This is a genomic window from Paraburkholderia sp. OAS925 (assembly GCF_040543975.1).
GTDB classification, from domain to species: domain Bacteria; phylum Pseudomonadota; class Gammaproteobacteria; order Burkholderiales; family Burkholderiaceae; genus Paraburkholderia; species Paraburkholderia graminis.
In genome coordinates this window covers 1,690,040-1,715,633 of record NZ_JBEUNO010000002.1, presented here as the reverse complement: position 1 = coordinate 1,715,633, position 25,594 = coordinate 1,690,040, and the positions used below count along the sequence as shown (strand labels likewise).

Below are 25,594 nucleotides of genomic sequence, written 5' to 3'. Positions count from 1 at the left end.
TCCAAAAAAACAAGCGCTGCTTCGCGAGCGGCGCTTCGATAGGTCACTTCGACGAAGACACCCCAAGCGCTTGTGCCAGCTCGGCTGCATGTTGCAGATGTTCCTTGCCGACGGGCACACCTCGCGCCGCGAATGCCTTGACGTCCCGGTCTTCGCCCTGCGCGGCCTCGCTGGCATAGAGCGAGTTACCCATCCGATGAATGTGCAGTTGCGAGATCATGTATTCGCGATCGAATTGCGCTCCGGACAAATGCGACAGTTCCGAGTAAAGCGTGTGATTCGCGGGGTCCATCGCCTTCAGGAGCCGGACATGTTTCGTGTCCGCGAGCTGCGTGAGCTCGGCGTTGATCCGCGTATGTTCGGCGACCATGTGCTCGCCGAACGAGCGGACTTCCGGCGAACTGCCTCGCGTCGCCGCCAATTGGCCGAGGTCGATTTCAGCGGTTCCGACGCTCGCCGCCGTCAGCATGAACTGCTGATCGGTGGGCGTGACTTCGGCGCCCGACTGCATTAAACGGCATCCCGCTGCGGCGAGCATCGTGGCGCAACACAGCGCGGCAAAAGCAAAGAACCGGCTTCGCGGCGCGTGGCGCGACGTGTTGCGCGCCTGGGTTGACGCGCCGCTAGTGCTGTCGATGCGATTCATAGTCGGCTCTCCCGGATGCAACCGCCTGCGATGCGTGGGCAGCGGTCGTTGCTCGTCGAAGGCGATGGCGGCCTCGTTCATCCGCTCGCGATACGCGGATGCCTGGGCGCAAGTTCATCTCGACGACGTACCGAGCATGGGCTATGCCTGGCGCGCGATCAGCCCGGTTGAGCTTGCGTGCATTCGGTCTCGTACCAGATGTTCACCTGGCGCTGCGCCGCTTCGAGATCGGCCGGGTAATAAGGATCGAAGCGCCATTCCGGGTGATAGCCCGCGCTGCGCAGCGCCGTCAGCTCGCTCATGCTGCGCTCGTGCGTGGCGGGCGCCTTGTTGCGCAGATCGGTGAGATCGCGGCATTGCGCGGCGCTCAGATGCCGTTGCGCGGTCTGCTGCATGCCGCCCGTCGCGCAACCGGCGAGCGAGAGCACCAACGCCGCAAGCAGCGGCTCGAACTTCGTCGCGATCTTCATGTGGTGTCTCCTTTAATCCAACTTAGCCAAACTTGATCCAACGATCACGGCGGCGCATGCCGTGTTCCTGGCTCACAGTGCGGACGTCGGCGAAGATGGCCAAGTCTGCAAGAGCTCAATGCGACGACACATACGTCGCATCCGCGAAAGCCGGCAGCGCGAAACTTTCGCGCATGCGCTTCGCCTCCGCCGCCGGCGTCAAGCCGAACAGGCGCTTGAACTCGCGGCTGAACTGCGAAGGACTCGTGTAGCCCACGGCGTGACCGGCGGCTTCCGCAGTCAGGTCCTGGCGAACCATCAATAGACGAGCCTGATGCAGACGCGTCGACTTCACGTACTGCATCGGCGACACCTGGGTGACCGCCTTAAAGTGGCTATGGAAGCTCGGCACGCTCATGCCCGCCTCGTCGGCAAGCTGCATCACGTCGAGCGGCTCTGCAAAAGCGGCATGGATGAGGCGCAGCGATCTGCCGATGCGGCCGAACGGTCCGCGCATTGCCAGCGCCTCTCTCATCGAGCGTCCCTGCGCGCCGGTGAGCACGCGGAAGTACAGTTCGCGCAGCAGCCCCGGACCGAGGACAGCGCCTTCGAGCGGCCGATGCAACGCTTCGAGCAAGCGCAATACCGACGACTGCATGGCCGCATCCATCGGCGTCGACATCATGCTCTGGGGCGCCTCGATGGCTTCCGTCGCGGCTTCCGTCACGCCTTCGCGATCGATCTGCGCGGCGAGTTCCGCGGCCATCGCGAGATCGAGATGCAGATACAGCGCAAGCAGCGGACGCGCCGGGCTCGCGTCGGTTTCCATCGTGAACGGTACGGGCACGGACACGGCAAGGTAATGGCGCTCGTCGTAGAGATAAAGCTGATCGCCGAAGTAACCTCGCTTGCGTCCCTGGCAAACGATCACAATGCCGGGATCGTAGAGCACCGGCGTACGCGACAGCGCCCGGTTCGAGCGCAGGATGCGCACGCCCGGCAACGCGGTCAGGTTGTAGCCCTCGTCGGGCGCGAGCTTGCGCAGCAGCGCAACGATGCGCTTCTGGTTGGCGCGCAACAGTTCAGGCTGCTCGGCGAAGACGCGTTTTGCGTTCATAGTTTGCGTTCATAGCTTTAGGCAAGAAAATTAGTGGAACCGGGCTTTCGGTGTCCCGCTCGCAAGATTAGCATGCACTTTTCACTCAACACGACGGAGCGTGCTTCAATGTCATCCAGCAAAACTCTGCTTATCACGGGCGTCAGCAGCGGCTTTGGCCGGGCGCTCGCGCAAGAAGCGCTCGCGATGGGCCACCAGGTCGTCGGTACGGTAAGAAGCGCGGAAGCCAGGCGCGACTTCGAGTCGCTCAGCGCGAGCGGCGCTATTGGACGCATTCTGGATGTGACCGATTTCGATGCCATCGACGGCGTCGTGGCCGAAATCGAAACCAGCGTGGGCCCGATCGATGTGCTCGTGAACAATGCCGGCTACGGTCATGAAGGCATTCTCGAGGAATCGCCTTTATCGGAGATGCGTCGACAGTTCGATGTGAATGTGTTCGGCGCTGTCGCCATGATCAAAGCCGTGTTGCCCTTCATGCGAACGCGCCGGCGCGGCCACATTCTGAACATCACGTCGATGGGCGGCTACATCACCATGCCTGGCATTGCTTACTATTGCGGCAGCAAATTCGCGCTTGAAGGCATGTCCGAAGCGCTTGCCAAAGAGGTCAAGCCATTCGGTATCGCGGTGACGGCCGTGGCGCCCGGCTCGTTCCGCACCGACTGGGCCGGCCGTTCGATGAAACGGACACCCCGCTCGATCGCGGACTACGACCAGACGTTCGATCCCGTGCGCCAGGCTCGCGAGGAAAAAAGCGGCAAGCAACTGGGCGATCCACGCAAAGCCGCGCGCGCGATGCTTGCCGCAATCGACGCAGCCAATCCGCCCGTTCATCTCTTGCTCGGCAGCGATGCACTCGCGTTGGTGCGAGGCAAGTTGTCGTCGCTCGAAGATGAAATCCGCGCGTGGGAAAGCGTCACTGTCTCGACGGATGGCTGAGCATGCCAGGCAACGTGCAAGCACGCTGCATTGCCTATTCCTCTCGAAGCGCGGCGCCTGAAGCCTCGCGGGCGTACTGCGTCGGCGGCATGCCGACATGACGTGTGAACGCGACGCTGAATGCGCTCGCCGAGCTATAACCTACGCGCGTCGCGATGGTTGCGACGCCGACTTCGGCCCGGCGCAGCAGGTTTCTAGCGATCGCCATGCGCCACGACAACAGGTATTCCATCGGCGCGACGCCGACTGCGCGGCTAAATCGGTCGAAAAACGACGAGCGTGAGAGCGCGGCGGCCTTCGCGAGTTCTGCGACGGTCCAAAGCTTTTCCGGGCTTTCGTGCATCTGGCGAATCGCAGGCGCGAGACGCGCGTCGGCGAGACCGCGGATGAGTCCGGGCGATGCGCCGGTTTGCGTCGATCGCAATGCTTCAATGAAGAGCACTTCGAGCAGGCGCGCGAGCACGACTTCGCGCGCGGGCCGCTGCGCGCGCGATTCGTCCCGCACGAGTTTGACGAGCGTCGCGAGCCGGCGATCGCCGCGCACCAGCACGAGCCTGGGCAGAAGCGAGACCAGCAACGCGGCATCCGGCGAACCGAACGCGCAGAGGCCGGCAAGCCACTGCGCTTCCGGCGCGGCGGAGGGATCGCCGAAACGAAACGTGCCGTCGGGCAGCGCGGTAGGCGCGCTCTGAGGCAACGCGTCGTCGTCGGGCGGCTCCATGCTCGTTACCGAAAAGCCAAAAACCTCCGGGACGAGCACGAAGTCATCGGCCTGCAGAACGAGCGGCTCGCAGCCGTTGACGGACAGACGCAGCGACCCGTCGAGCACCACGCAATAAAACGGCTGTCCGATTTCCGTGCGGCTCGCGCGCCAGCGCCCGGCGCCGCTCAGCACCTTCGAGAAGGTCGGAGTCGGCTGAAGCAAGGTGACGACTTCAGCGAGCGGATCGGTCATGGATGGACGATTTCGAATGAAACATGGACGTTCGATTGTAGCAAGTCCGACCCTTCACGAAGTATCGTCTGGGGACTGTCACCGACCCCAGGAGTCGACATGAAGACCGTTTTGATTACCGGCTGCTCGTCCGGTTTTGGCGTGGAAATCGCGCGCTATTTTCTCGCTCGCGACTGGCGCGTGATCGCCACCATGCGCACGCCACGCGACGATGTGTTCGCAGCTTCCGACCGTCTTTTGATTCTTCCGCTCGACGTAACGGACGCGCAAAGCATTCGCGCCGCCGTCGATGCGGCCGGTCCGATCGACGTGCTCGTCAACAACGCCGGCATCGGCTTTCTGAACGCCGTCGAAGGTACGCCGATGGACACCGCGCGCGAGATCTTCGAGACCAACACGCTCGGCACCATCGCAATGACCCAGGCCGTGTTGCCGCAGTTTCGCGAGCGCCGCGAAGGCGTGGTCGTCAATGTCACGTCGACGGTGACGTGCAGGCCGTTGCATCTGCTCTCGGTCTATACCGCGAGCAAGTCGGCGGTCAATGCGTTCAGCGAATCGCTCGCGCTCGAACTCGAGCAGTTCAATGTGCGCGTACGGGTGGTGCTGCCGGGACGCGCACCTTCCACGCGCTTCGGCGAGAACGCACGGTCGCGGATGCAAAGCGGCTTTCCCGAGCCCTACGGCGCGCTCGTCGAGCAGATATTCGCAAACTGGGAGAAAGAGACGACCGTCACGCACGCAGCAGATGTCGCGGAAGCTGTCTGGCTCGCGGCCACCGATTCTTCGAGCCCGTTCAATATTCCCGCAGGAGAAGACGCTGTCGAGTGGTACAACGCGCGCGGCCTACGCTAATGGAATTGTCCGTCGTATCGGCAACGTACTTCGACGTTCGCCATCCTAACTAATTAGTCGCGCATTGGCCGCCATGTTCCGACATGGCCGGCATGCACTTGCGGCGAGCGACGCAAGATAAACTTAAACGTCGCCCTGCCGCAATACACCTGCTATCCAACGTTCCTCCGACGCTTTGAGGTGCGTCCGCATGGCCGTCTGCGCGGCAATCGGATCGCCGCTCTGCAGCGCCTTGAGAATTTCCTCGTGCTCCCGTACCGCGGCCGACCAGGTTTCGGTGCTTTCGGAGTGATCGCGAATCGCCGCCGCAATCGGGTCATGGCGGCTATCGAACATCTCGGCAACGAAGCGGCTCAGCACCGAATTGCCGGCAATCTCCGCGATCAGCATATGAAATTGCCGGTCGGCATCGACCGGCGATTTGCCCGCGGCCGCCAGGCGCTTCATTCGCAGCACCGTGCGGCGCAATCTGTCGAGCGTGGCCGCCGACAGCTTGCCTGCTGCCAGCACGATCACAGTCCCCTCTATTGCCGCCCTCGCCTGCATCAGTTCGGAAGGACTCTCGCCGAGGGCCGGCACCGCATTGTCGCCGCCGGTCTTCGAATCGCGGACATAGACGCCCGAGCCCATCCGTATCTCGATCTGCCCGCCTATTTCGAGCGCGATCAACGCTTCACGCAACGAAGGACGCGATACGGCGAGCGTATTGGCAAGCTCGCGTTCGGCGGGCAGACGCGCGCCCGGCTGCAGCCCGGCCTGTTGAATTAGCGCGAGAATCTGCGTCGCCACAGATTGGTAAAGCCGCTTTGGCTCAGTTTGCTTCATTGTCCGCAGGGTCCGTCGGAGGGCCGCAAAGCGCGGCCGCGGCAAAGTCTAGCACGCGGCCACGAGGCCCGGCCACGCGTGCAGTTGCGAACTCAGGGTTTCCCTTATTGGAATGACCAGTTGTGCAACGCTAAATTGGCTTGACCAGATAAGCGGTTATGCGCTCTAATTTGCTCAAATTGGACTGACCAGTCGGCGGGATTCCGTTCCTGTGTGCCGGCTCGCAGATTCCTGAACAAATGGAGACGGGATTGACACAAACGACCGCGCAGCCGCGGCCAGGCCAGGCGCCTGAGCCGCCAGTTCCCCGGGAGGTCTTGCAACTCAGGGGAGTGGGCAAGCGTTTCCCCGGCGTCGTGGCGCTGGACGGCGTCGATCTCGATCTGCGCTCCGGCGAAGTGCACGCGATCTGCGGCGAGAACGGCGCGGGCAAGTCGACGCTGATGAAAATCATCAGCGGTCAATATCACGCGGACGATGGCGTGATGTGCTACGACGGCGCGCCCGTGCAGTTCTCTTCCACCTCGGAGGCGCAGGCGGCCGGCATCGCGATCATTCACCAGGAACTGAACCTGGTGCCTCATCTGTCCGTCGCGGAAAACATCTTCCTTGCGCGCGAACCGAAGCGCGGCCCGTTCGTCGACTACCGGACGATGAACGCCAACGCGCAGCGCCTGCTGCAACGCATTGCGCTGAACGTGTCGCCCACTACGCTGGTCGGCGCGCTGTCGATTGCGCAGCAGCAGATGGTGGAAATCGCGAAGGCGCTGTCGCTGAATGCGCGCGTGCTCATCATGGACGAGCCGACGTCGTCGCTGACTGAATCGGAAACGGTCCAGTTGTTTCGCATCATCAAGGAACTGCGCGCCGACGGTGTCGCGATTCTTTATATCTCGCATCGGCTCGACGAAATGGCCGAGATCGTCGATCGCGTCACGGTGTTGCGCGATGGCCGTCATATCGCAACGACCGATCTCGCGGCGACCAACGTGAATGAAATCGTCGCGCGGATGGTGGGCCGCGCGCTCGACGACGCCTATCCCGCGCGTCAGTCCACTCCGACGAACGACATTCTGCTCAGGGTGCGCGATCTGCAGCGAGCGGGCACCTTCGGCCCGGTCTCGTTCGAGTTGCGCAAGGGCGAAATTCTCGGCTTCGCGGGCTTGATGGGCGCGGGACGCACCGAAGTCGCCCGCGCGATCTTCGGCGCGGAGCGGCCCGACTCGGGTTCGATTCTGCTCGGCGATACGCCGGTCGAGATCCGCTCACCGCGCGAAGCGATTCGTCACGGCATCGCGTATCTGTCCGAGGACCGCAAGAAAGACGGCCTCGCGCTGTCGATGCCGGTGTCGGCAAACATCACGCTCACCAACGTTCGCGCCATCTCGTCGCGCGGCTTTCTGCGTTTCGCCGAAGAGACGGCAATCGCGGAACGCTACGTTCGCGAACTCGCGATCCGCACGCCGACGGTCAGGCAGATTACGCGGAACCTGTCCGGCGGCAATCAGCAAAAGATCGTGATCGGCAAATGGTTGTACCGCGGCTCGCGCATCCTGTTTTTCGACGAGCCGACGCGGGGCATCGACGTCGGCGCGAAGTACGCGATCTATACGCTGATGGACCAACTGGCCGCGAAAGGCGTCGGCGTCGTGCTGATCAGTTCGGAGTTGCCGGAACTGCTCGGCATGACCGATCGCATTGCCGTATTTCACGAAGGGCGCATTACCGCGGTCCTCGAGACAAGACAAACGAATCAGGAGGAGATCTTGCACCATGCATCAGGGAGAAGTCATGCTTGAGATCACATCGGGCCGCGAGCAGGCCATCGAGAAGCAGGCGCGGCAGCGACGCCGCGACCTGATCCAGAAATTCGCGGCGCTCGGGAGCCTGGCAGTTCTGGTCGTCGCGTTTTCGCTGACCAGTGCCGCGTTTTTCTCGGTGGGCAATCTGCTGACCGTTGCGCTCCAGGTCACGTCGATCGCGTATCTCGGCGTGGCCGCGACGTGCGTGATCATCACGGGCGGCATCGACCTGTCGGTGGGATCGGTGCTGGCGCTGGCCGGTGTCGCGGCCGCGCTGCTCGTCAAGGCGGGCGTACCGGTTCCTGTCGCGATGCTGGGCGGCATGCTGGTTGGCGCAGCGTGCGGATGGGTCAACGGCATTTGCGTCACGCGCATGGGCTTGCCGCCGTTCATCGCAACGCTCGGCATGATGCTCGTCGCCCGCGGCGTCGCGTTGCAGATCACGGGCGCAAGACCTGTCTCCGGTCTCGGCGACGCCTTCGGCGAACTCGGCAATGGCGCGCTTTTCAAGGTCTCTCACATCGGCGCCGACGGTTTTCCCGACACCGTCTTTCCGGGCATTCCGTATCCGGTCGTGATCATGGTGGTGCTGTTCGTCGCGGTGTCGATACTGCTTTCGCGCACCTCGCTTGGCCGTCATATCTACGCGGTCGGATCGAACGCGGAAGCAGCGCGGCTTTCCGGCGTCAACGTGCAAGGCGTCAAGCTCTTCACCTATGTGCTGTCCGGCGTGCTGGCCGGCGCGACCGGCTGCGTGCTGATGTCGCGCCTCGTCACCGCGCAGCCGAACGAAGGTGTGATGTATGAACTCGATGCGATTGCGAGCGCGGTGATCGGCGGCACGTCGCTGATGGGCGGCGTCGGCACGATTTCCGGCACGGCCATCGGCGCATTCGTGATCGGCGTGCTGCGCAACGGGCTGAACATGAACGGCGTATCGAGCTTTATCCAGCAGATCATCATCGGTGTGGTGATTCTCGGCACCGTATGGATCGATCAACTTCGAAACCGGAAGTCATAAAGTCGTAATCAGAAGACGCAGTTGAAACCACAAATCAAGGAGCGAGACATGAAAAAGGTATCCGTACTGGCTGCGGCCGCGGCGATGTGTGCAATGTTCAGCGCGTATGCGCAAGCGGCAGGCGGCGAGATTGCCGTGATCGTGAAGACGGCCAACTCCAACTACTGGCAGAACGTCCAGAAAGGCGCGACCGCTGCAATGGCCGATGCGAAGGGCTACACGATGACCTTCCAGGGTCCCGCGACGGAGTCGGCTATCGCGGACGAAGTCAACATGGTCGAGAACGCTGTGAACCGGCATGTGGCGGGCATCGTCCTCGCGCCGTCGGACCCGGATGCGCTCGTGCCCGCGATGAAGAAAGCGTGGGAAGCCCATATTCCCGTGGTGCTGATCGACTCCTCGGTGTCCGATGCCGGCAAGCAGTACTACCAGTCGTTCCTGTCGACCGATAACGCGAAGGCCGGCGAACTCTGTGCAAAGGCGATGATCGACCGCGTCGGACAGACCGGCAAGGTGGCGGTCATGTCGTATGTGCCGGGCGCCGGATCGGAAGTTGGCCGCGTCGGCGGATTCCGCAAGTACATTGCCGCGCATTCGAAGCTGCAACTGGTCGGCCCGTTCTACTCGCAGTCGCAGATGGCGAACGCGCTCAATCAGACCACCGATGTACTGTCGGCCAATCCCGATCTCAAGGGCGTCTTCGGCGCGAACGAGCCGACCGCCGTGGGCATGGGACGCGCCCTTCAACAGTCGGGGAAAAGCGGCAAGGTGATTGCCATCGGCTTCGACGGCAATCAGGATTTGCAGGGCTTTGTTCGCGACGGCACGATCCAGGCCATTGCGGTTCAAAGCTCGTATCAGATGGGCTACAAGGGAATCGAGACGATCGTGAAGGTGATCGAGCGCAAGCCTGTGTCGAAGCAGGTCGACACTGGAGTGATGATGGTCGAGAAACAGAACCTCGATTCGTCCGAGGCAAAGAACGTTCTCTATTGATGAGCGTTCGCCGGCGCGGCGCTTTATAGCTGCGCGCCGGCATGTGCCCATTCGGACGACCTTCGTGCCCACGCCAACGTTTTATCGGCAACGTATGCCGTTTTTTTACAGAGTCGATCCGCCGTCCGGTGATCGACAAGACCAATCAAGAGGATGCCGAAATGCTTAGCGTCATTTGCGAATCGCCTGGCGTGCTGCGCCGTGAAGACCGCGAACCACCTCACCGTGCCGAAGGCGAAGTGCTTTTGCGCGTCAGCCGCGTGGGTATTTGCGGGACCGATATGCACATCTATTCCGGCAACCAGCCTTACCTGCAGTATCCGCGAGTGATGGGCCACGAACTGTCGGCCATCGTCGCCGAGGCCGATGCCAATGCGCACGTCGTGCCCGGCGACGCCGTTTATGTGATGCCGTATCTGTCGTGCGGAAGCTGCATCGCGTGCAGGCAGGGCAAGACCAACTGCTGCGTCAATATCAAAGTGCTCGGCGTGCATCGCGACGGCGCGCTCACGGAGTTTCTCTCGGTGCCCGCGCAGTTCGTGCATAAGGCCGAAGGCGTCACGCTCGATCAGGCGGCCATGCTCGAATTTCTCGCGATCGGCGCGCACGCGGTTCGCCGTGCCGATGTGTCGGCCGGCCAGCGCGTTCTTGTCGTGGGCGCGGGCCCGATCGGCATGGCGGCCATGTTGTTCGCGAACCTGCGTGGCGCACAGGTCACCTGTCTCGACACGCGCGAGGATCGTCTCGCATTCTGCCGCGAACATATCGGAGTCTCGGCGGTTCAGATCGGCCCGAACGACGTCGACGAACTCGCGGCGATGACAGGCGGCGAGTTCTTCGACGTCGTATTCGATGCAACTGGAAACATCAACGCGATGAATCGCGGCTTCCAGTTCATTGCTCACGGTGGCAAATACGTGCTGATTTCGATCGTGCCCGGCGAGGTCACCTTCTCCGATCCGGAGTTTCACAAGCGTGAAGCGACGCTGCTCGGCAGCCGCAATGCGACCGCCGAAGACTTCGAGACGGTTCTCGAAGCGATGCGCGCGGGCCGCATTCCCGACAAGGCGCTCAATACGCACCGAATGAGCTTGTCGGATGTACCCACCGAGTTCCCGAAGCTGATGGAGCCAGGACAGACCGTCGTCAAGGCGCTGGTGGAGTGCTGATTTAAGTCCGTTGGGTCGAACGGAACGCAGTGCTGTCACAAAGCAAAAAAATCCGCGTACTGCGAACTATCGCAAACAACGAAGTCGCAAGATTTAAGCGCAGAAGGCCACTGCGCTTAATCACATGGCGCGTTTTACTTATACGCGATACGCGCCCGCACTAAACGACAACCGCCGAAAAAGCCGTATTCACTAATCGAAATGCGCCAACAGTTCGCGATATGGAGACTCACAAGCCATCGCGCGCATCGATTGAACCTATACTCCCCCGCTGCGTGACGGCACTCAAGAGTGCCACGCTAGTCCGCTATCTACATGCCGCTTGCCGGGTCCGCCTCGGCATCGAAAGTTTTCAGAAAGCACTAAATCCTGTCCGATGTCTCCCGACCTCGGATGCGTTTGTCTTCTTCGGGGAGGAAGTGGCCAATGAATATCAAGAGTTTTACTTCACTCCGTGGTTTGGCCTGTCTGGCTGTCGTAGGAACTCATGTCTGGACCCTGTTCGATCTTCAGCGCCTGATCACCGCGCGATACGGCGTGGATTCGTTTCAGAACAAGATAGCCATATTCGTTGACAGAACGTTCAACGGACAAGCCGCAGTCGAAGTCTTCTTTGTTCTCAGCGGATGTGTACTCGCTTTGTCGTTGATGAGCGGCTCAGCCGCGAATAAGCCGTCGTGGGTCAAGACGTTTTATGTAAAAAGATTTTTCCGCATTTATCCCGCGTTGTGGTTGTCGATCGCGCTTGCGCTCGCGCTGTGGCCGCTCATCAAGACGGGACTGTCCTCTCCGGCCTATAGCGCCTGGGCGACGAGCGCCTTCCCGGCAAAGATCTCGGCTCCGCTGGTCGGCCTCTCGCTCGCATCTATATACGTCCATTTGAATTGGCCGATGTGGACACTTCGCGTGGAGCTGTTTTATTCGGTTCTGTTCCCGGCAATCTATCTGCTCGTGCAAAACCCGCGCACGCGCAAGCCGTTTCTCGTTTTCCTGGCACTGGTCGCGCTCGCTCCGATTCCGCGCACGCTGTCGCTGCACTATGCATTGGCCTTTGGTCTCGGCGCGCTGATTCCGCTCACGCGCGGAATCAGCCATTTCCGTTACCGCCTGATCGGCCTCGGCCTCATCCCGGTGTTAATGTATTCGCGCATCCTGCTGGAAGGTATCTTTGATATGAAGAATATAGAAACGATGGAGATTCTGATTGCCTTCGGCATCGTCTATTGCCTGTTTCACAACAAGAGAAGGATGCCGCTTCTGGATCGGCCGATATTCGAGTACATGGGCACAATCTCATACAGCGTGTACGTGCTGCATTTTCCGATCGTGTTCGGTCTCGGTGCCTGCTTGGTAAAAGCTCTTGGAACATCCGCCGTTCAACAGCAGCCGTTGCTCATGGCTTCATTACTGGGCGTGTCGACTTTGATTATCACTCTGCCGCTCTCGATGCTCAGCAACAAGTTCGTCGAAGATGCAGGCAATACGCTCGGGAAACGTCTCGCGGCTTCGTGGTACGGCCGCCGCCAGGAGGCACCTGTCCTCGCAGCGACCGTGGAAGAACAATGATGCGCGCGCCCATCACCGCATTTTGACAACCACTTTCCCTTTGGCGCGTCCGCTATCGACATAGGCCATCGCCTCTCCGATCGAATCGAATGCAAAGATGCGATCGACAACCGGGCGTATCACGCCGCCTTCGATAAGCGATGTGATCTGCGCGAGCTGGTCGCCGCTTGCGCGCATGAACAGGAAGGAATAGCTGATTTTCAGGCGTTTGGCCGCCTTCCTGATCCGGTAACTGAGTAGACGCGTCGCCAGCGTCAGGAAGCCCGGCAAACCAAGCTCTTTTGCGAAGTCGGGGTCCGGCGGCCCCGAGATCGAGATGAGCCGTCCGCCGGGTCGCAGCACGCGAAGCGATTTGTGCAACGTCGCCGCGTCCAGACTGTTTATCACCACGTCATAGCCGGCGAGCGTTTTCTCGAAGTCGTCCTTCTTGTAGTCGATGACGACATCGGCCCCGAGGCCCTTCACCCATTCCACGTTCGCCGTACTCGTTGTCGTCGCGACGAATGCACCCAGGTGCTTCGCCAGTTGGATCGCGAACGTTCCGACGCCGCCGGAACCTGCATGAATCAGGACCTTTTGTCCTTTCCGCAGTTGCGCTTTCTCGATCAACGCTTGCCACGCAGTGAGACCCACGAGCGGAATCGAGGCGGCCTCTTCCATCGTGAGTGTTTTGGGCTTGATGGACACGTCCGCTTCTTTCACTGCAATCAGTTCCGCAAAGGTGCCGATCCGATCTTTATCCGGCCGCGCGTAAACTTCGTCGCCGACCTTGAATCGCTGCACGCGCGGTCCGACTCGCACGATCACGCCGGCTACATCGTTGCCGAGAATCAGCGGCAAACGATACGGCAAAATCAGCTTGAATTCGCCGTCGCGTATTTTCGAATCGAGAACATTAAGGCTGGCGGCGTGGACCTGGATCAGGACGTCGTCGTCGCGTAGTTGCGGCTCCGCCACGTCGGCGATATGCGCGCCATGCTTGCGTCCGTATCGCTCGAGAATGAATGCTCTCATGATGCTTTCGGGTCCCCCGGTGTGATCTGGCGCTGCATGTTTTTCATTCTTGCAAGAGAGGGCTTACCGACTGCGACGCCGGTATCGTGTCGAGTCGAAGATCTTTACGAAGCCCGGCATCCACGAGTGCGGCCGGCGCGAATCTGCGCAGCATTTGCAGACGGCTCGCAAGCGCGCCGGCCGGGTAGCGCAGCTTCGGCTTCGCGGCTATTGCCGCCTTCAACACGACTTCAGCCACGACCGAAGGCTCAGTCGCGGTCGCCATCACTTCATTGACCCGCTTGCTGACAACCGCACGGGCTTCGCGATATACATCGAGCGTGGAATCGGGTGCGAGGAAGTTCGCGTCGAACGGCGTCTTCGTATAAGCGGGTTCGATGACCGACACGCGAATGCCCCAGCCGCGCAATTCATGATCGAGCGATTCGGAATAGCCCTCGATTGCATGCTTCGTTGCCGCGTAGAGCGCGCCGTACGGCATCGGCACGAAACCGAGCACTGAGCCGATGTTGACGATGCGGCCGCTGCCCTGCCGCCGCATATAAGGCACCACCGCTCGGGTCATGCGGACGACGCCGAAGAAGTTCGTATCGAAGATCGACTGCGCCTGCGCAATCGAGCTTTCCTCGGCGCCGGCGGGCGCGACGCCGAAGCCCGCGTTGTTCACGAGCAGATCGATGCGGCCGGCTCGCCGCATAACCTGGGCGACCGCGGCGTCGACGGATTCGTCGCTGGTGACGTCGAGCGTCAGCATGTCGAACGAATGCTGGCCCGCAGGCACTGGCCGCCGGCTTGTGCCGAAAACCTTGTAGCCCGCTTCGCTCAATCGCTGCGCGGCGGCCTGTCCGATACCCGAAGACGCGCCTGTGACAAGGGCGACACCCAACGGCTTTTTGTCAGTCATTTCAAGCTCCATGTGCGGAACGCCCGCGTCACTATCAAATTGAAATCGACTATACTGGGAAATCAAATCCATGTCACTATCAAAATAGTATGGACGACATCAATTCGTGCGATGACCCGTGTCCGATTGCGCGCAGCCTGGCTGTCGCGGGCGACGCGTGGAGCATCCTTATCTTGCGCGACGCCCACGCGGGTCTGACGCGCTTCGACCAGTTCCGCAAAAGTCTGGGCATTGCGCCGACGATGCTGACGCGGCGTCTGGCCGCGCTGGCGGAACAAGGTCTATTGGAGAAACGCCGCTATTCGGAGCGCCCGCCGCGCGACGAATACGTGCTGACGGCAGCGGGCATGGACTTCCTGCCGGTGCTGTTCATCATCGGCGCATGGGGGCGGCAGCACCGCGGGGATAGCAAGCTGGTTCGCTTCCTGGACGCGGAAACGGGAACGGAGATCAAGGCGATTGCGATCGACGAAGTCACCGGCGCGAAGATCGGGACGCGCCCGATACGCATCGTGAATGTCGATGAAAATTGACGAAGCGTTCGCGCCTTGGCGCCGACGAGTGCTACGGCTTCTTCTTCGGTGCAGACAGGCGTGAAAGCGCGCCCGACTCGCAGGCTTGGAGGATTTCATCCGCGAGAGGCGAGTCATCGGGACAGGCGCGCGAGAGCACGACCGCGCCCACCAGTTGCGCGATGGCGTCGATCGAGCGGGCTCGCGCTTCACGCTTGGCCGCGGCGCTTGTCGCGTTAGTCGCGTTAGTCGCATTAGTCGCGCCGTGCTTGCTCACCATGCTGGTCAGCAGCCGTTCAATGCCGTCGGCAAAGGCTTGCTTGACCTGTTCCGGCTGACGCCCGGCATCCACGGACAACGCCGCCATCGTGCAGCCGGTGCCGGGCGTATCGCGATGCTCGCGGGACAAGTACTGCTTGACGAACGCGGCGATGTCGATCCCTTCACTGCCGGCCGCCGACTCCGAAAAGCCACAGGCCGCAGCCTCCGCCATCAGATCGGCCTTCGAGCCAAAGTGCTTATAAAAGCCGCCGTGCGTGAAACCGGCGGCCGCCATCAGGTCCGCGACGCCCACACCGTCGTAGCCTCGCTCGCGAAACAGCGTCGCTGCCGTCTCGACGATGCGCGCCCGGTTCGCCTGCGCTTGCGCTTTAGTGACCTTCATGTTCGGTGCCTCTCTTCGACTAACGCCACGCTAAAGTGTTAACTATACATTGATGTCGATCATCATCAAAGTCGTTGACTTTTTTGATGACGACCATCATTATTAACGCCAGCCTGCACCGCCGCCCTCGCTGATGGGCGGCAGCGGTCCCCACTCAAGCCAAGGAACACCAAGATGAAAGCCCTGCCCACTGTCCTCATTACCGGCGCCTCTTCGGGCATCGGCGCCGTTTATGCGGAGCGTTTTGCGCGCCGTGGCCACCCGCTCGTTCTGGTCGCGCGCGACAAGGCGCGGCTCGAAGCGCTGGCCAGCCGCTTGCGCGACGAAACGAAGGTCGATGTGGACGTGTTGCAGGCCGATCTGACGGAGCCCGCCGATCTCGCCGCAGTCGAAGCGCGCCTGCGCGAAGACGCGAACATTCGCGTGCTGATCAACAATGCCGGCCTTGCGCAGTCAGGCGGGTTTGTCGAGCAGAGCGCCGACGCCATCAATCGTCTGGTGACGCTCAACATCACCGCGCTGACGCGGCTCGCGGCCGCCATCGCGCCGCGCCTCGCGCAAGCCGGCGAAGGGTCGATCGTCAACATCGGCTCGGTCGTCGGTCTCGCGCCCGAGTTCGGCATGACCGTGTACGGTGCAACGAAGGCGTACGTGCTGTTCCTGTCGCAGGGCTTGAGCCTGGAGCTGACGCCCAAAGGCGTGTATGTGCAAGCCGTGCTGCCGGCGGCCACGCGCACCGAAATTTGGGAGCGCGCCGGCATCGATATCGATACGCTGCCCGAAGTGATGGAAGTGGGTCAACTGGTGGATGCCGCGTTGATCGGCTACGACCGCCGCGAGTTGGTGACCATACCGCCGCTTCACGTCGCCGAACGCTGGGATGCACTCGACGCCGCGCGCCAGGGTTTGCTCTCCGATATCCGGCAAGCGCAAGCTGCGGAGCGTTATCGGGCAACGGCCTGACCCGCTTCGGCTGAGCGGAGCGCAGGCGTTAGCCCGCGTCGCTCGAACCGATGACCGCTTCGGGAAGCACGACGATTTTCCCGCGTCTTTCGCGGTCGAAGGTTGCGAGCACAGCGTCGCTTGCGTTGGCGAGAGGGAAAGCGATGGTCGCAGGCGGTCGAAGATGACCGCGCGCGACCATCGAAAACAGCGCGGCGCGTACACGCCGCGCCTGTTCCGGCCGGGTTGCGAGGAAATAGCGCACATCGACGCCATGCAGCGTGGCGTTCTTGAGAAGCGCGAGATTGACCGGCAGCGACGGAATCGCGCCGCCCGCAAATCCGATCACGAGATAGCGGCCGCCTTTCGCAAGCGAGCGGAACGCAGGCTCCAGCATGTTTGCGCCGACGGGGTCGAGCACGACGTCGACGCCTTCGGGCGCCACACTCCTGAGCGCGTCGCGCCAGTCGGGAAGTCTGTAGTCGATCGCGGCCACGGCGCCGAGTTCGCATGAGGCTTTGCGCTTGGACTCGCTCGATGCCGCCGCAATCACACGAGCGCCCGCATGCACCGCAAGCTGAATGGCGGCGGACGACACCGCGCCGCCCGCTCCGAGCACCAGCAGCGTATCGGCGGCTGTCAAACGTCCCTGATCGAACAACGCGTAGTGTGCCGTCTGATAGTCCACCAGCATGGCCGCGGCGATCGGCATGGGTAGCCCGCTCGGGGCGATGTCAACGTCAGCGGCATCGACCACCACGTATTCCGCGAGGCCGCCGCCAAGCTGCCAGGTGACGACACGTTCACCGACAAGCGGCCGCGTCACGCCCGGACCCACAGCGTCGACGACGCCGGCAATCTCTCCGCCGGGCACGTAAGGCAAGCGCGGTTTGATCTGATAGCGGCCTTGCATCATCAGCCCGTCGACGAAACCCAGAGCCGTTGCTTCGATGCGGATGCGCAGTTGTCCGTGACCGGGCTCCGGCATCGGTTCATCAACTAACGCATAGGAGCCGATGTCGAAGCTTGTTCCAACGAAGCTTTTCACGCTCTATCTCCGTCTCTCTTACACAATCATCAGCATACCTACTAATGCGTGTGATTGCAGCCGCGCTTGACTGCGCAGCGAATGGCGGCTTCGCAAGACAACGTGCGTCATCCCGCCAGTCGCGTAATCGCGATTCGACTGCCCGCCTGCTCGCGCAAACGAAACTTCTGGATCTTCCCTGTAGCGGTTTTCGGCAATTCGCCGAAAACGACGCGGCGCGGGCATTTGAAATGAGCCAGTCTTTCACGGCAGAACGAGATGACGTCCTGCTCGGTTATGTCGAGAGCATCCGGCTTCAGTTCGATAAAAGCGCAAGGCGTCTCGCCCCATGTGTCGTCCGGCTGCGCGACCACGGCTGCATTGAGTACACCCGACATGCGATAGATCACCTCTTCCACTTCCACGGATGAAATGTTTTCTCCACCAGAAATGATGACGTCCTTCGAGCGGTCCGTGATCTGGATATAGCCGTCCGGATGAACGACCGCAAGATCTCCGGTATGAAACCAGCCGCCGGCGAAAGCTTTTTCGGTTGCGTCGGCATTCTTGAGATATCCCATCATCACCGTATTGCCGCGGACGAGAACTTCGCCGCACGACTGGCTATCGGCCGGCACCGGTTCGAGCGTCGCGAGATCGGCGACCGACATTTTCTCGAACGCCGCCGCACGTACGCCTTGCCGCGCTTTCAATTTGCCTTGCTGCTCCGGCGGCAACGTATCCCACTCGTCGTGCCATGCACAGCTAATCGGCGTGCCGGAGATCTCGGTGATTCCGAATACGTGATCGACGTCGAAGCCCATTGCGCCGACGGCTTCGAGCACCGCAGCGGGCGCCGGCGAGCCGGCGGTGAGAACACGCACGCGACGCGGCAACGGCTGACGTTCCGACTGCGGCATGCTCGCGATACCGGCGAGAACAATCGGCGCTGCACAGAAATGATCGACGCCATGTTTCTGGATCGCGGAAAGGATATTGGCCGCGTTGACTTTGCGCAGGCAGACATGCGTTCCCGCCGCGGCAGTAATCGCCCATGTGAAGCACCAGCCGTTCGCATGGAACATGGGGAGCGTCCACAGATAAATTGGCGCACGCGGAAGCGGCCAATTCGTCATCTGCAGCAGGCTCATCAGATACGTGCCGCGATGGCTCGGAACGACGCCCTTCGGATCGCCTGTTGTGCCCGATGTGTAGTTCAACGCGATCGGCGTCCATTCGTCGACGGGGCCGCGGCCAGTAAATGCCGGGTCACCGCTCGCGAGCAGCGATTCATAATCGGTTTCGCCGATGGCGGCGCCGTCGGGCGCTTCGTGATCGTTGATGTCGACCAGACGCGGCGGATTCGGGACTGACTGCAACGCTTTTTCGACCAACGCAGCAAACTCGCGATCCACCAGCAGAAGCTTGCATTCGCCGTGGCGCAGAATGAACGCGATGCCGTCAGCATCCAGACGGCAATTGATGGCATTAAGCACGGCTCCCGAAAGCGGCACGCCGAAGTGCGCTTCGAGCATCGCCGGTGTATTCGGTGCGATGATCGACACGGTATCGCCCGGCTCAATGCCCAATTGAACGAGCGCCGACGCGAGGCGATAGCAACGCTCGCGAGTCGTCGCCCACGTCTGGCGGAATTCGCCATGAATGATCGCGGTGCGTTGCGGATAGACGTCGGCGGTCCGGTCGAGGAAGGTTAATGGGGTCAACGGAACGTGGTTCGCCGGATTCTTCTCGAGCCCTCGCGAGTAGGCCTTTGCACTCATGACTTTGTCTCCGTTCATTCATTATAGAAAGTAGTGAAATCGCTCACTGGGACACGGTCCGTCACTAGCGAATTCTCGATACAGTCGTGATCGGCATAACCGAGGCTCATTCCGCAGACCAGCATCTGGTTGTCGGGAATCGACAGTTCGTCGGCGATCACGCGGTGGAATTTGTTGAAAGCCGCTTGCGGGCAAGTGTCGAGGCCGCGCGCGCGAGCGGCGAGCATCACGCTTTGCAGGAACATGCCCGTATCCAGCAGACTGCCTTCGCGCATCACGCGGTCCACTGTAAAAAACAGGCCGACGGGTGCATCGAAGAAGCGATAGTTGCGGCCGTGCTGGACGTGCATTCGTTCCTTGTCGCCCTTCTCGATGCCGAGCAATCCATACAGGTTCCAGCCGACCTTGCGGCGACGGTCCACATACGGCGCGATCCATTCGCGTGGGTAGTAGTCGTAGGGCTCGTCGAGGTCCGAGCTGCGGGCGGGATCGTCATTGATCTCGTTGATGGCGGCAGACAGCCGCGACTTCTTCGCGCCTGTCACGACGTGCACATGCCACGGCTGAATGTTGACGCCGGTAGCACTGAAGCGCGCGACCTCCAGGATGGACTCGATGTCCTCGCGCGCAACCGGTGTCGGCAAGAAAGCGCGAACGCTGCGCCGGGTGACGAGCGCCCAGTCGACGGCTCGACTGACGTCGATAAACGAGGTGAAAGGAGGCGGAGATAGACGATCCATTTCTTTCTGCATGTTAAAAATGTACTGCCGCGTAGACGTGGCTTTTCTCGAGTGAATAACCTGCAATAGTCGCTATTAGCGCCCTGCACTGCGCTGAACCGCGGGAATAGCCGCACTGCGTCCGCGATAGGAATCGGCACGCGCGTGATCGATCAGCGTCACGGCCATTGCACCAATCAAACCTGCCACGCCGATTGCCATGAAGTTCTGTTCCAGCGGCAGCCTCAGCGACACCAGCCAGCCGATTAGCACGGGCGCCACGATCGCGCCGATGCGGCCCACGCCAGAAGCAAAACCGACACCCGTAGAGCGGATTGCATGGGGATAGAAACCGCCCGCATAAGCATAGGCGAGCAATTGAGTACCGAGCGTCGATGCGCCCACAACGAATACAACGACAAACAATGACGCTGTCGATTTGGTGTACCCCATCAGCGAGAGTGCGACGGCTCCCACGACGTAGAACGCGATCAGCACCCGCTTGATATTCACCCTGTCGCCGAGCCAGCCGCCGAGAATCGCACCCGCAATGGCGCCGACGTTAAACACGATCACGAAGTTCAAAGCCGAACCGAGGCTGTATCCCGCCATTGCCATGAGCTTGGTCAACCACGAACTCAATGCGTACACCATGAAGAGGCCCGTCATGAATGCGACCCACATCATCGTAGTACTGAAAGCGCGGCCGTCCTGAAAGAGTCGTCGCACCGAGACGTCCCTGTTTTTGTCCGACGAGGGTCCTGCAAACTGCTCGTCGTCACTCAACGAATAGTCGGGCACGAGACGCTTCACGAGCGCGCGCAGTTCTTTATGTCGGCCGTTCTTGATCAGAAAGGTCATCGAATGAGGCATCGTTTTGATGATGAACGGAATCAGCAGGACTGGCAGGCCCGCGGCAAAGAAGACGGATTGCCAGCCATAACTGCCGATAAGCTCCTTCGCAGTAAGCGCGACGAGAATGCCGCCAACCGAATATCCCGCGAATACGAGTGTGACCAATCGCGTGCGCAACGCATTAGGCGAGAACTCCGCCATTTGCGCGGTGACAATCGGCAAGACGCCGCCGATGCCGAGGCCCGCGATGAATCGGGTCACGCTGAAACTGACAGGATCGTTCGTCAGTCCGGCGGCGGCGGTAAAGAGACTGAACAGCGCCACACACACGCAGATCATCATGGGCCGGCCGAAACGGTCAGCCAGCGTGCCGAGGAAAATAGCCCCGAGCATGACGCCAAACAGTGCCGATGCGGCCATGATGCCGGCACTGGTCGCGTCGATGTGCATGCCCTTCATGATCGACGGCAACGCTGCACCGACGATGGCGAGATCGTAGCCGTCGACTATCAGCATCAACACGCACCAGAACAGGACCAGCCTGTGCAAGCCATTGAACCTGGCCTGGCCCGCGAGTGAATGAACATCGATCTGGTTCATGCTTGTCTCCTTTGGTTTAATGTCGTGGCCGAAGTCCGCGCAGGCCGCTGTGTTACAAGCAGTGTCGGGCGAAGGCAGCGGACAGTCGATGTCCATTAACTTCAAGATGAGTGAGGTCGCCGAACACCTGCGTTTGCGGTGTTGTGACACTGGCGATCCCGGTGTAACGCTAACGCCCGGAACCGCACATGGCGCGCGCTGCCAACGGGATTAGTTAGAGCACACGAAGCTGGCCGCAAGGTTCTGATCGCCGCCGACGTATTTGGGCCACTGCGGGTATTCGCAGATTGGCCGCGTGCGTCCGACTGTCGGCGGAGCGAGGTCGGTGATAACCAGATTTTTGGGTTCGACGCCTTTCGTCACCCAGTTGTCCAATGCCGTCAGACCGTCATATGAACCATTGAATTGCCCTCCGGCACTGTGCGCCGCGCCCGGCACCACGTAGAACTTTAGAAATTGACCCAATGGCCCCTGCCCAAACCGGGATACCAGCCGGTCGTAGTAATCAATCGACAATTGCGCCGGAATGAACTGATCGGATTGTCCGTGCTGCAGAATGATCTTGCCGCCGCGCGCCTGGAATTGACTCAGGTCGGTACTCGTGCTGTCCATGAGCGCGCTCACCGCTTGCACGCGCGAGGTTAATGATCCGGGGTTGGCCGGATTAAAGTTCAGCGTGCTCAAGCCAGGATCGCGAGCAACCGCGAATCGAAGCATGTCATTTGAAAACGTATAGAAGAACGCGCTTTTGCCGATCACGCCAGGCTCGACTACCGCGTCGGTGGCTGACGCGCCCCATGCAAAGGCGACGGACCAGAAGTCTGCTCCCGTGAACGCGTTAAATGCGGGGAAAGTCTGGACTCCGTTTGCCAGGTTGAAGCTAAGGTTAAGCGGCGTGCCGGCGGTGGTCATCGTATTGATTTGCGTGTCCGACAAGCAGCTATCGCCAGTGTCGACGCCGCTCGGGCAACGAATCGTTGCTGGATCGAATACGCACGCCGCGGGGTTACTGATAATGCCGTCAGCCACGCCATCCAGAGCATCGCATTGCTTGATGACTGCTTCGAGAAGAACCTTGCCTTTGGCAGGCGTGACGTATCCTCCGGGCGCCAGCAGCGATCGCGAGATCCTGCCCATCTGAAGCCACAGTCCTGTTATTCCTGAAGCGGGATATGTGGAAATGATGCCGTCGTAGTCATGCGGGAATCGTTGTGCCGCGATCAGACCTTGCCGGCCTCCGCCTGAACCGCCAATAAAATAACTGTGCGTGAAGTCCGAGCCGTATCTTGCCTTTGCGATGTACGCTGCGAAGTCACGCGTCTTCTTGATGTGGTCGCCTGAGTAGTTGGCGAGTGCCTCATCGTTTGCCGCGAACGAACCGTCCATAAAGTTTCCCTCATGCCCAGCGTCGCTGCCGACAGTCACATAACCTCTGCGCAATGGTGTACTGACGCCTGCGGGCTCTGCCCCGGATAAGAACCCGTCCGCGGGAAAGCCTTCAGTATCGGGGATGGTGCCGTCGAATCCCCCGCCGCCAAAGTGAACGACTTTGCCGTTGAAGTTAGTCGGTAGATCCGCCTCCACTCGAATATCCGGCGCATTGAAATCCACCGGATGAATAGCTCCGAGAACCTTGCAGTACTCGCCGTTGCTGTTGCCGGAATCGGTAGCTGCAACGAGCGTCGCGGATACGATAGTGGCACCCGTTGTCGGCAATCCGATCGAGCCGGCGGGAACGGTCGTACCCGCCAACGCACTACATTTCGCGGCGGGCGTCGCGACCGCGACGTTGCCCGGCGCGGAATCACTGCCGCCGCAGCCGGATACGGCAATCGCCGATACGGCGAATAAAGCACTCACCATTGCCGAGCTTCGGCGGCTTCTCAACCGGGTTCTCATTCTCGTCTCCGTCTATTTTTTATACCGCAATGAGTGGCTCGGTTGCTTTGCGCAACCGGGCGCGACGCGTCCCTTGATCTGCCGAACGCGAGTGCAGTGTCAGCCTGCTCGGCGCACCGATCCATGTCCGCCGACCTCAGTTTTCGTGAGGCGTGCGGACACGCTCCGCTTAATCGAATGAGCGTTCGCGCGAGGCGTGATTGGGAGAAGAGGATTGAATCTCTCGACCATTCAGACGTGCAAGCACATCTGAACGCGTGAATGGTGTGATGACGATGCTATGAGTTCTAACGGTTAGGGATTCGCCTTGCCATGTCGGTACATTCCCGGACTCGCCCCCGTCCACTTTCTGAAGGCCCGATGAAAAGCACTCGTTTCCTGAAATCCAGTGCGCGCAGCGACTTCTGCGACCGTGAGAGTACTGTTCGAAAACAACTCGATTGCGATGTCACGCCGCAATTCGTCTTTCAGTTGCCGATAGTTCGTGCCTTCAGCCAACAGGCGGCGTTGCAGCGTGGCCGCGGATAGATTCATTAGTCGCGATAGCTCGTCGAGGTCGGGCCAGTCGTCGGGAATCTGGTTTCTTAGCCGGCGTCTGACGAGGGCCGTAGTACTCGATTCGTTGCGATACTTGACCAGGATATTGGCGGGTGCATTTTGCAGGAATGCACGCAGGCTCGCTTCCGTCTCTGACAGTTTGAGGTCGAGAAAACTGCGATCGAACCGGATCAGCGTTTCTTCCGCGGAGAACGTCACATCCTCGCAAAAGCGCATACGGTAGTCGCTGTCATCCGTTGGCGCCGAAGCGCGGAACCTCATCTCGATCAGCGGAATGCGTCTGCGTGCGAGCCAGCACGCGAGACCGTGCACGAGGATAAACCAGGTCCCGTAGGCAAAGAGGCGGCGCGTCCGGCCATCGTCATGCAGGACGATCAGTGCATGCTCGCCTTCGCAGCGCAACTCGCCATGAATGTCGTCGAGAACCGCGCGCAGGAACTTCAGCATGCGACGCAGCGCGTGTTCGAGATTGTCGGCATGCAGCACGGCGTGACACATCAAAGCGTAACTGCCTCGCCGCAATGCATGGCTGTCGAGACCAAAGAACTCGTCGTCCATCAAGTCAGCGAGAGCCGCCCACAGACGCGAAAAGGCTAACGCCGGCACTCGGGCTCTCGGCGCATTCAGCAATTCCGCCGCGATTCCCGCGTGCTGGAGAACCGCCGAGACGTCGAGATTGCGCTGCGTGGCAACGAGAATTGCTTCGCGCACGAGGCCGATAGAAGTTGTGCCCTTGTCTTGAGCGTCATTCATGGTCAGGGTCTACCTACAGAAAGTGCACTGATGTTAATCGCTGCCGGGCGTAAGCGAAACCTGGTATCACTGAGCATGAGCCGCACGATATGTCCGAAAGGCGCACGCAGGAAGAGGTCGATGGACATGGGCGTGGTTTCGCGTGCCGCTTACGATGATCAGTCAGTTGGTCGTCGCGAATATGGCTTTGCCGGCCGGTCACTTTGAGGAGACAGCATTGCAGATTCAAGGGAAAGGTTTCGTCGTCACAGGCGGCGGCTCAGGGCTCGGCGCAGCCACGGCGCGCCGTCTGGTAGCGGGCGGCGCCCGCGTGCTGCTGATCGACCTCGACGAGGACGCCGGTGCCTCACTCCCGGCGGAACTCGGCGCTAATGCCCACTTCGCGAGGGCCGACGTATCCGACTCCGCGAGCGCCGAGCGTGCGTTGGCCGCGTATTGCGAGACCTTCGGCGCGCTGCATGGCCTGATCAATTGCGCAGGCGTTGCGCCCGCCGAGAAAGTGCTCGGACGCGAAGGCCCGCATCGGCTGGAAAGTTTTGCGCGCACCGTTCAGATCAACCTGATCGGCGCCTTCAACATGGTGCGGCTGGCCGCGGCGTGCATGGCCGGGAACACGCCCGAGGCCGATGGCGAGCGCGGGGTCATCGTCAATACCGCTTCGGTTGCGGCCTTTGACGGCCAGATTGGACAAGCGGGCTACGCTGCATCGAAAGGCGGTGTCGTGGCGATGACGCTGCCTGTCGCGCGCGAATTGGCCCGCCACGGCATTCGCGTGCTCGCCGTCGCGCCCGGAATCATGGAGACGCCGATGCTTAAAGGCATGCCCACAGAAGTACAGGACGCGCTTGGGAAGATGGTGCCCTTTCCCCCGCGCCTCGGACGGCCGGAAGAATTCGCGGCACTTGTGCTGCATATCATCGAAAACACTTACCTCAACGGCGAGGTGATTCGTCTTGATGGCGCCATTCGTATGGCGGCCAGGTGAACTTAGTCATCGCCGCCGCCGGGTTCGAGTGGCAGTGATTC

General features: G+C 61.0%; 24 protein-coding genes. 10 read left to right on the top strand and 14 right to left on the bottom strand.

Annotated elements, in window-relative coordinates; translation table 11 throughout:
- Positions 1-43: 43 nt before the first annotated feature.
- The 3 genes from ABIE53_RS26465 to ABIE53_RS26455 all read right to left on the bottom strand — a co-directional run bounded on the left by ABIE53_RS26465 (position 44) and on the right by ABIE53_RS26455 (position 2,212).
- Positions 44-646: a DUF4142 domain-containing protein gene (locus ABIE53_RS26465; protein ID WP_006052109.1), complete on the bottom strand. Its 603-nt coding sequence runs from the start codon at positions 644-646 to the stop codon at positions 44-46.
- Positions 647-804: 158 nt separating this feature from the next.
- Positions 805-1,116, bottom strand: coding sequence for a hypothetical protein (locus tag ABIE53_RS26460; RefSeq protein ID WP_006052108.1), 312 nt, complete (start codon positions 1,114-1,116; stop codon positions 805-807).
- 115 nt (positions 1,117-1,231) lie between these two features.
- Positions 1,232-2,212 (bottom strand): AraC family transcriptional regulator, encoded by a 981-nt coding sequence (locus ABIE53_RS26455; RefSeq protein WP_006052107.1) that lies wholly within the window; start codon positions 2,210-2,212, stop codon positions 1,232-1,234.
- Positions 2,213-2,320: 108 nt separating this feature from the next.
- On the opposite strand from ABIE53_RS26455, the gene ABIE53_RS26450 reads away from it, so the two are divergent.
- A complete protein-coding gene (locus tag ABIE53_RS26450; protein WP_006052106.1) occupies positions 2,321-3,154 on the top strand; it encodes an oxidoreductase in 834 nt (277 codons plus the stop codon).
- Positions 3,155-3,188: 34 nt separating this feature from the next.
- On the opposite strand, the gene ABIE53_RS26445 is transcribed toward ABIE53_RS26450, so the two are convergent.
- A complete protein-coding gene (locus ABIE53_RS26445; protein WP_006052105.1) occupies positions 3,189-4,109 on the bottom strand; it encodes an AraC family transcriptional regulator in 921 nt (306 codons plus the stop codon).
- Between the two features lie 99 nt (positions 4,110-4,208).
- Here ABIE53_RS26445 and ABIE53_RS26440 point away from each other — a divergent pair, with 99 nt between their 5' ends.
- Positions 4,209-4,961, top strand: a complete 753-nt coding sequence (locus tag ABIE53_RS26440; RefSeq protein ID WP_006052104.1) for an SDR family oxidoreductase — start codon at positions 4,209-4,211, stop codon at positions 4,959-4,961.
- Between the two features lie 123 nt (positions 4,962-5,084).
- Here the strand turns inward: ABIE53_RS26440 and ABIE53_RS26435 are convergent, their stop codons facing one another.
- Positions 5,085-5,786 (bottom strand): FadR/GntR family transcriptional regulator, encoded by a 702-nt coding sequence (locus tag ABIE53_RS26435; RefSeq protein WP_006052103.1) that lies wholly within the window; start codon positions 5,784-5,786, stop codon positions 5,085-5,087.
- 239 nt (positions 5,787-6,025) lie between these two features.
- Here ABIE53_RS26435 and ABIE53_RS26430 point away from each other — a divergent pair, with 239 nt between their 5' ends.
- The 5 genes from ABIE53_RS26430 (at position 6,026) to ABIE53_RS26410 (ending at position 12,340) form a co-directional block, all read left to right on the top strand.
- Positions 6,026-7,585 (top strand): sugar ABC transporter ATP-binding protein, encoded by a 1,560-nt coding sequence (locus ABIE53_RS26430; protein WP_232292376.1) that lies wholly within the window; start codon positions 6,026-6,028, stop codon positions 7,583-7,585.
- Positions 7,578-8,609 carry an ABC transporter permease gene (locus ABIE53_RS26425; RefSeq protein WP_029966054.1) on the top strand — a complete coding sequence of 344 codons (1,032 nt, stop codon included), beginning with the start codon at positions 7,578-7,580 and terminating at the stop codon, positions 8,607-8,609. The genes ABIE53_RS26430 and ABIE53_RS26425 overlap by 8 nt, the downstream gene beginning before the upstream one ends.
- A gap of 48 nt (positions 8,610-8,657) precedes the next feature.
- Positions 8,658-9,605, top strand: a complete 948-nt coding sequence (locus tag ABIE53_RS26420; protein ID WP_006052100.1) for an ABC transporter substrate-binding protein — start codon at positions 8,658-8,660, stop codon at positions 9,603-9,605.
- Between the two features lie 161 nt (positions 9,606-9,766).
- Positions 9,767-10,774 carry a zinc-binding alcohol dehydrogenase family protein gene (locus tag ABIE53_RS26415; protein WP_192699235.1) on the top strand — a complete coding sequence of 336 codons (1,008 nt, stop codon included), beginning with the start codon at positions 9,767-9,769 and terminating at the stop codon, positions 10,772-10,774.
- A 426-nt stretch (positions 10,775-11,200) separates the two neighbouring features.
- Positions 11,201-12,340, top strand: coding sequence for an acyltransferase family protein (locus ABIE53_RS26410; protein ID WP_192699236.1), 1,140 nt, complete (start codon positions 11,201-11,203; stop codon positions 12,338-12,340).
- Between the two features lie 12 nt (positions 12,341-12,352).
- Here ABIE53_RS26410 and ABIE53_RS26405 read toward each other — a convergent pair whose 3' ends face one another.
- Both ABIE53_RS26405 and ABIE53_RS26400 read right to left on the bottom strand, forming a co-directional pair.
- A complete protein-coding gene (locus tag ABIE53_RS26405; RefSeq protein ID WP_192699237.1) occupies positions 12,353-13,354 on the bottom strand; it encodes an NADP-dependent oxidoreductase in 1,002 nt (333 codons plus the stop codon).
- A gap of 43 nt (positions 13,355-13,397) precedes the next feature.
- Entirely contained in the window at positions 13,398-14,258 is an 861-nt protein-coding gene (locus tag ABIE53_RS26400) for an oxidoreductase (protein WP_192699238.1), read from the bottom strand.
- Between the two features lie 89 nt (positions 14,259-14,347).
- On the opposite strand from ABIE53_RS26400, the gene ABIE53_RS26395 reads away from it, so the two are divergent.
- Positions 14,348-14,791, top strand: a complete 444-nt coding sequence (locus ABIE53_RS26395) for a winged helix-turn-helix transcriptional regulator (RefSeq protein ID WP_053859379.1) — start codon at positions 14,348-14,350, stop codon at positions 14,789-14,791.
- A gap of 31 nt (positions 14,792-14,822) precedes the next feature.
- Here the strand turns inward: ABIE53_RS26395 and ABIE53_RS26390 are convergent, their stop codons facing one another.
- On the bottom strand, positions 14,823-15,434 hold the full coding sequence (locus ABIE53_RS26390; protein WP_192699239.1) for a TetR/AcrR family transcriptional regulator: 612 nt from the start codon (positions 15,432-15,434) through the stop codon (positions 14,823-14,825).
- 174 nt (positions 15,435-15,608) lie between these two features.
- Here ABIE53_RS26390 and ABIE53_RS26385 point away from each other — a divergent pair, with 174 nt between their 5' ends.
- A complete protein-coding gene (locus ABIE53_RS26385) occupies positions 15,609-16,397 on the top strand; it encodes an SDR family NAD(P)-dependent oxidoreductase (RefSeq protein WP_192699240.1) in 789 nt (262 codons plus the stop codon).
- Positions 16,398-16,425: 28 nt separating this feature from the next.
- Here ABIE53_RS26385 and ABIE53_RS26380 read toward each other — a convergent pair whose 3' ends face one another.
- From ABIE53_RS26380 to ABIE53_RS26355, 6 genes are all read right to left on the bottom strand, one after another.
- The gene (locus ABIE53_RS26380; protein ID WP_192699241.1) at positions 16,426-17,424 is read right to left on the bottom strand and encodes an NADPH:quinone oxidoreductase family protein; all 999 of its coding nucleotides are present in this window, start codon (positions 17,422-17,424) and stop codon (positions 16,426-16,428) included.
- 107 nt (positions 17,425-17,531) lie between these two features.
- Positions 17,532-19,184, bottom strand: a complete 1,653-nt coding sequence (locus ABIE53_RS26375; RefSeq protein WP_192699242.1) for an AMP-binding protein — start codon at positions 19,182-19,184, stop codon at positions 17,532-17,534.
- A gap of 14 nt (positions 19,185-19,198) precedes the next feature.
- Entirely contained in the window at positions 19,199-19,924 is a 726-nt protein-coding gene (locus tag ABIE53_RS26370) for a nitroreductase (RefSeq protein ID WP_051153874.1), read from the bottom strand.
- 75 nt (positions 19,925-19,999) lie between these two features.
- Complete coding sequence (locus tag ABIE53_RS26365) at positions 20,000-21,358, bottom strand: MFS transporter (RefSeq protein WP_192699243.1); 1,359 nt, start codon at positions 21,356-21,358, stop codon at positions 20,000-20,002.
- A 210-nt stretch (positions 21,359-21,568) separates the two neighbouring features.
- Positions 21,569-23,257, bottom strand: coding sequence for a tannase/feruloyl esterase family alpha/beta hydrolase (locus ABIE53_RS26360; protein WP_192699244.1), 1,689 nt, complete (start codon positions 23,255-23,257; stop codon positions 21,569-21,571).
- A 294-nt stretch (positions 23,258-23,551) separates the two neighbouring features.
- On the bottom strand, positions 23,552-24,568 hold the full coding sequence (locus ABIE53_RS26355; protein WP_192699245.1) for an AraC family transcriptional regulator: 1,017 nt from the start codon (positions 24,566-24,568) through the stop codon (positions 23,552-23,554).
- Positions 24,569-24,785: 217 nt separating this feature from the next.
- Between ABIE53_RS26355 and ABIE53_RS26350 the strand changes: the two genes are divergently transcribed.
- Positions 24,786-25,553: a 3-hydroxyacyl-CoA dehydrogenase gene (locus ABIE53_RS26350; RefSeq protein ID WP_192699462.1), complete on the top strand. Its 768-nt coding sequence runs from the start codon at positions 24,786-24,788 to the stop codon at positions 25,551-25,553.
- Positions 25,554-25,594: the final 41 nt, after the last annotated feature.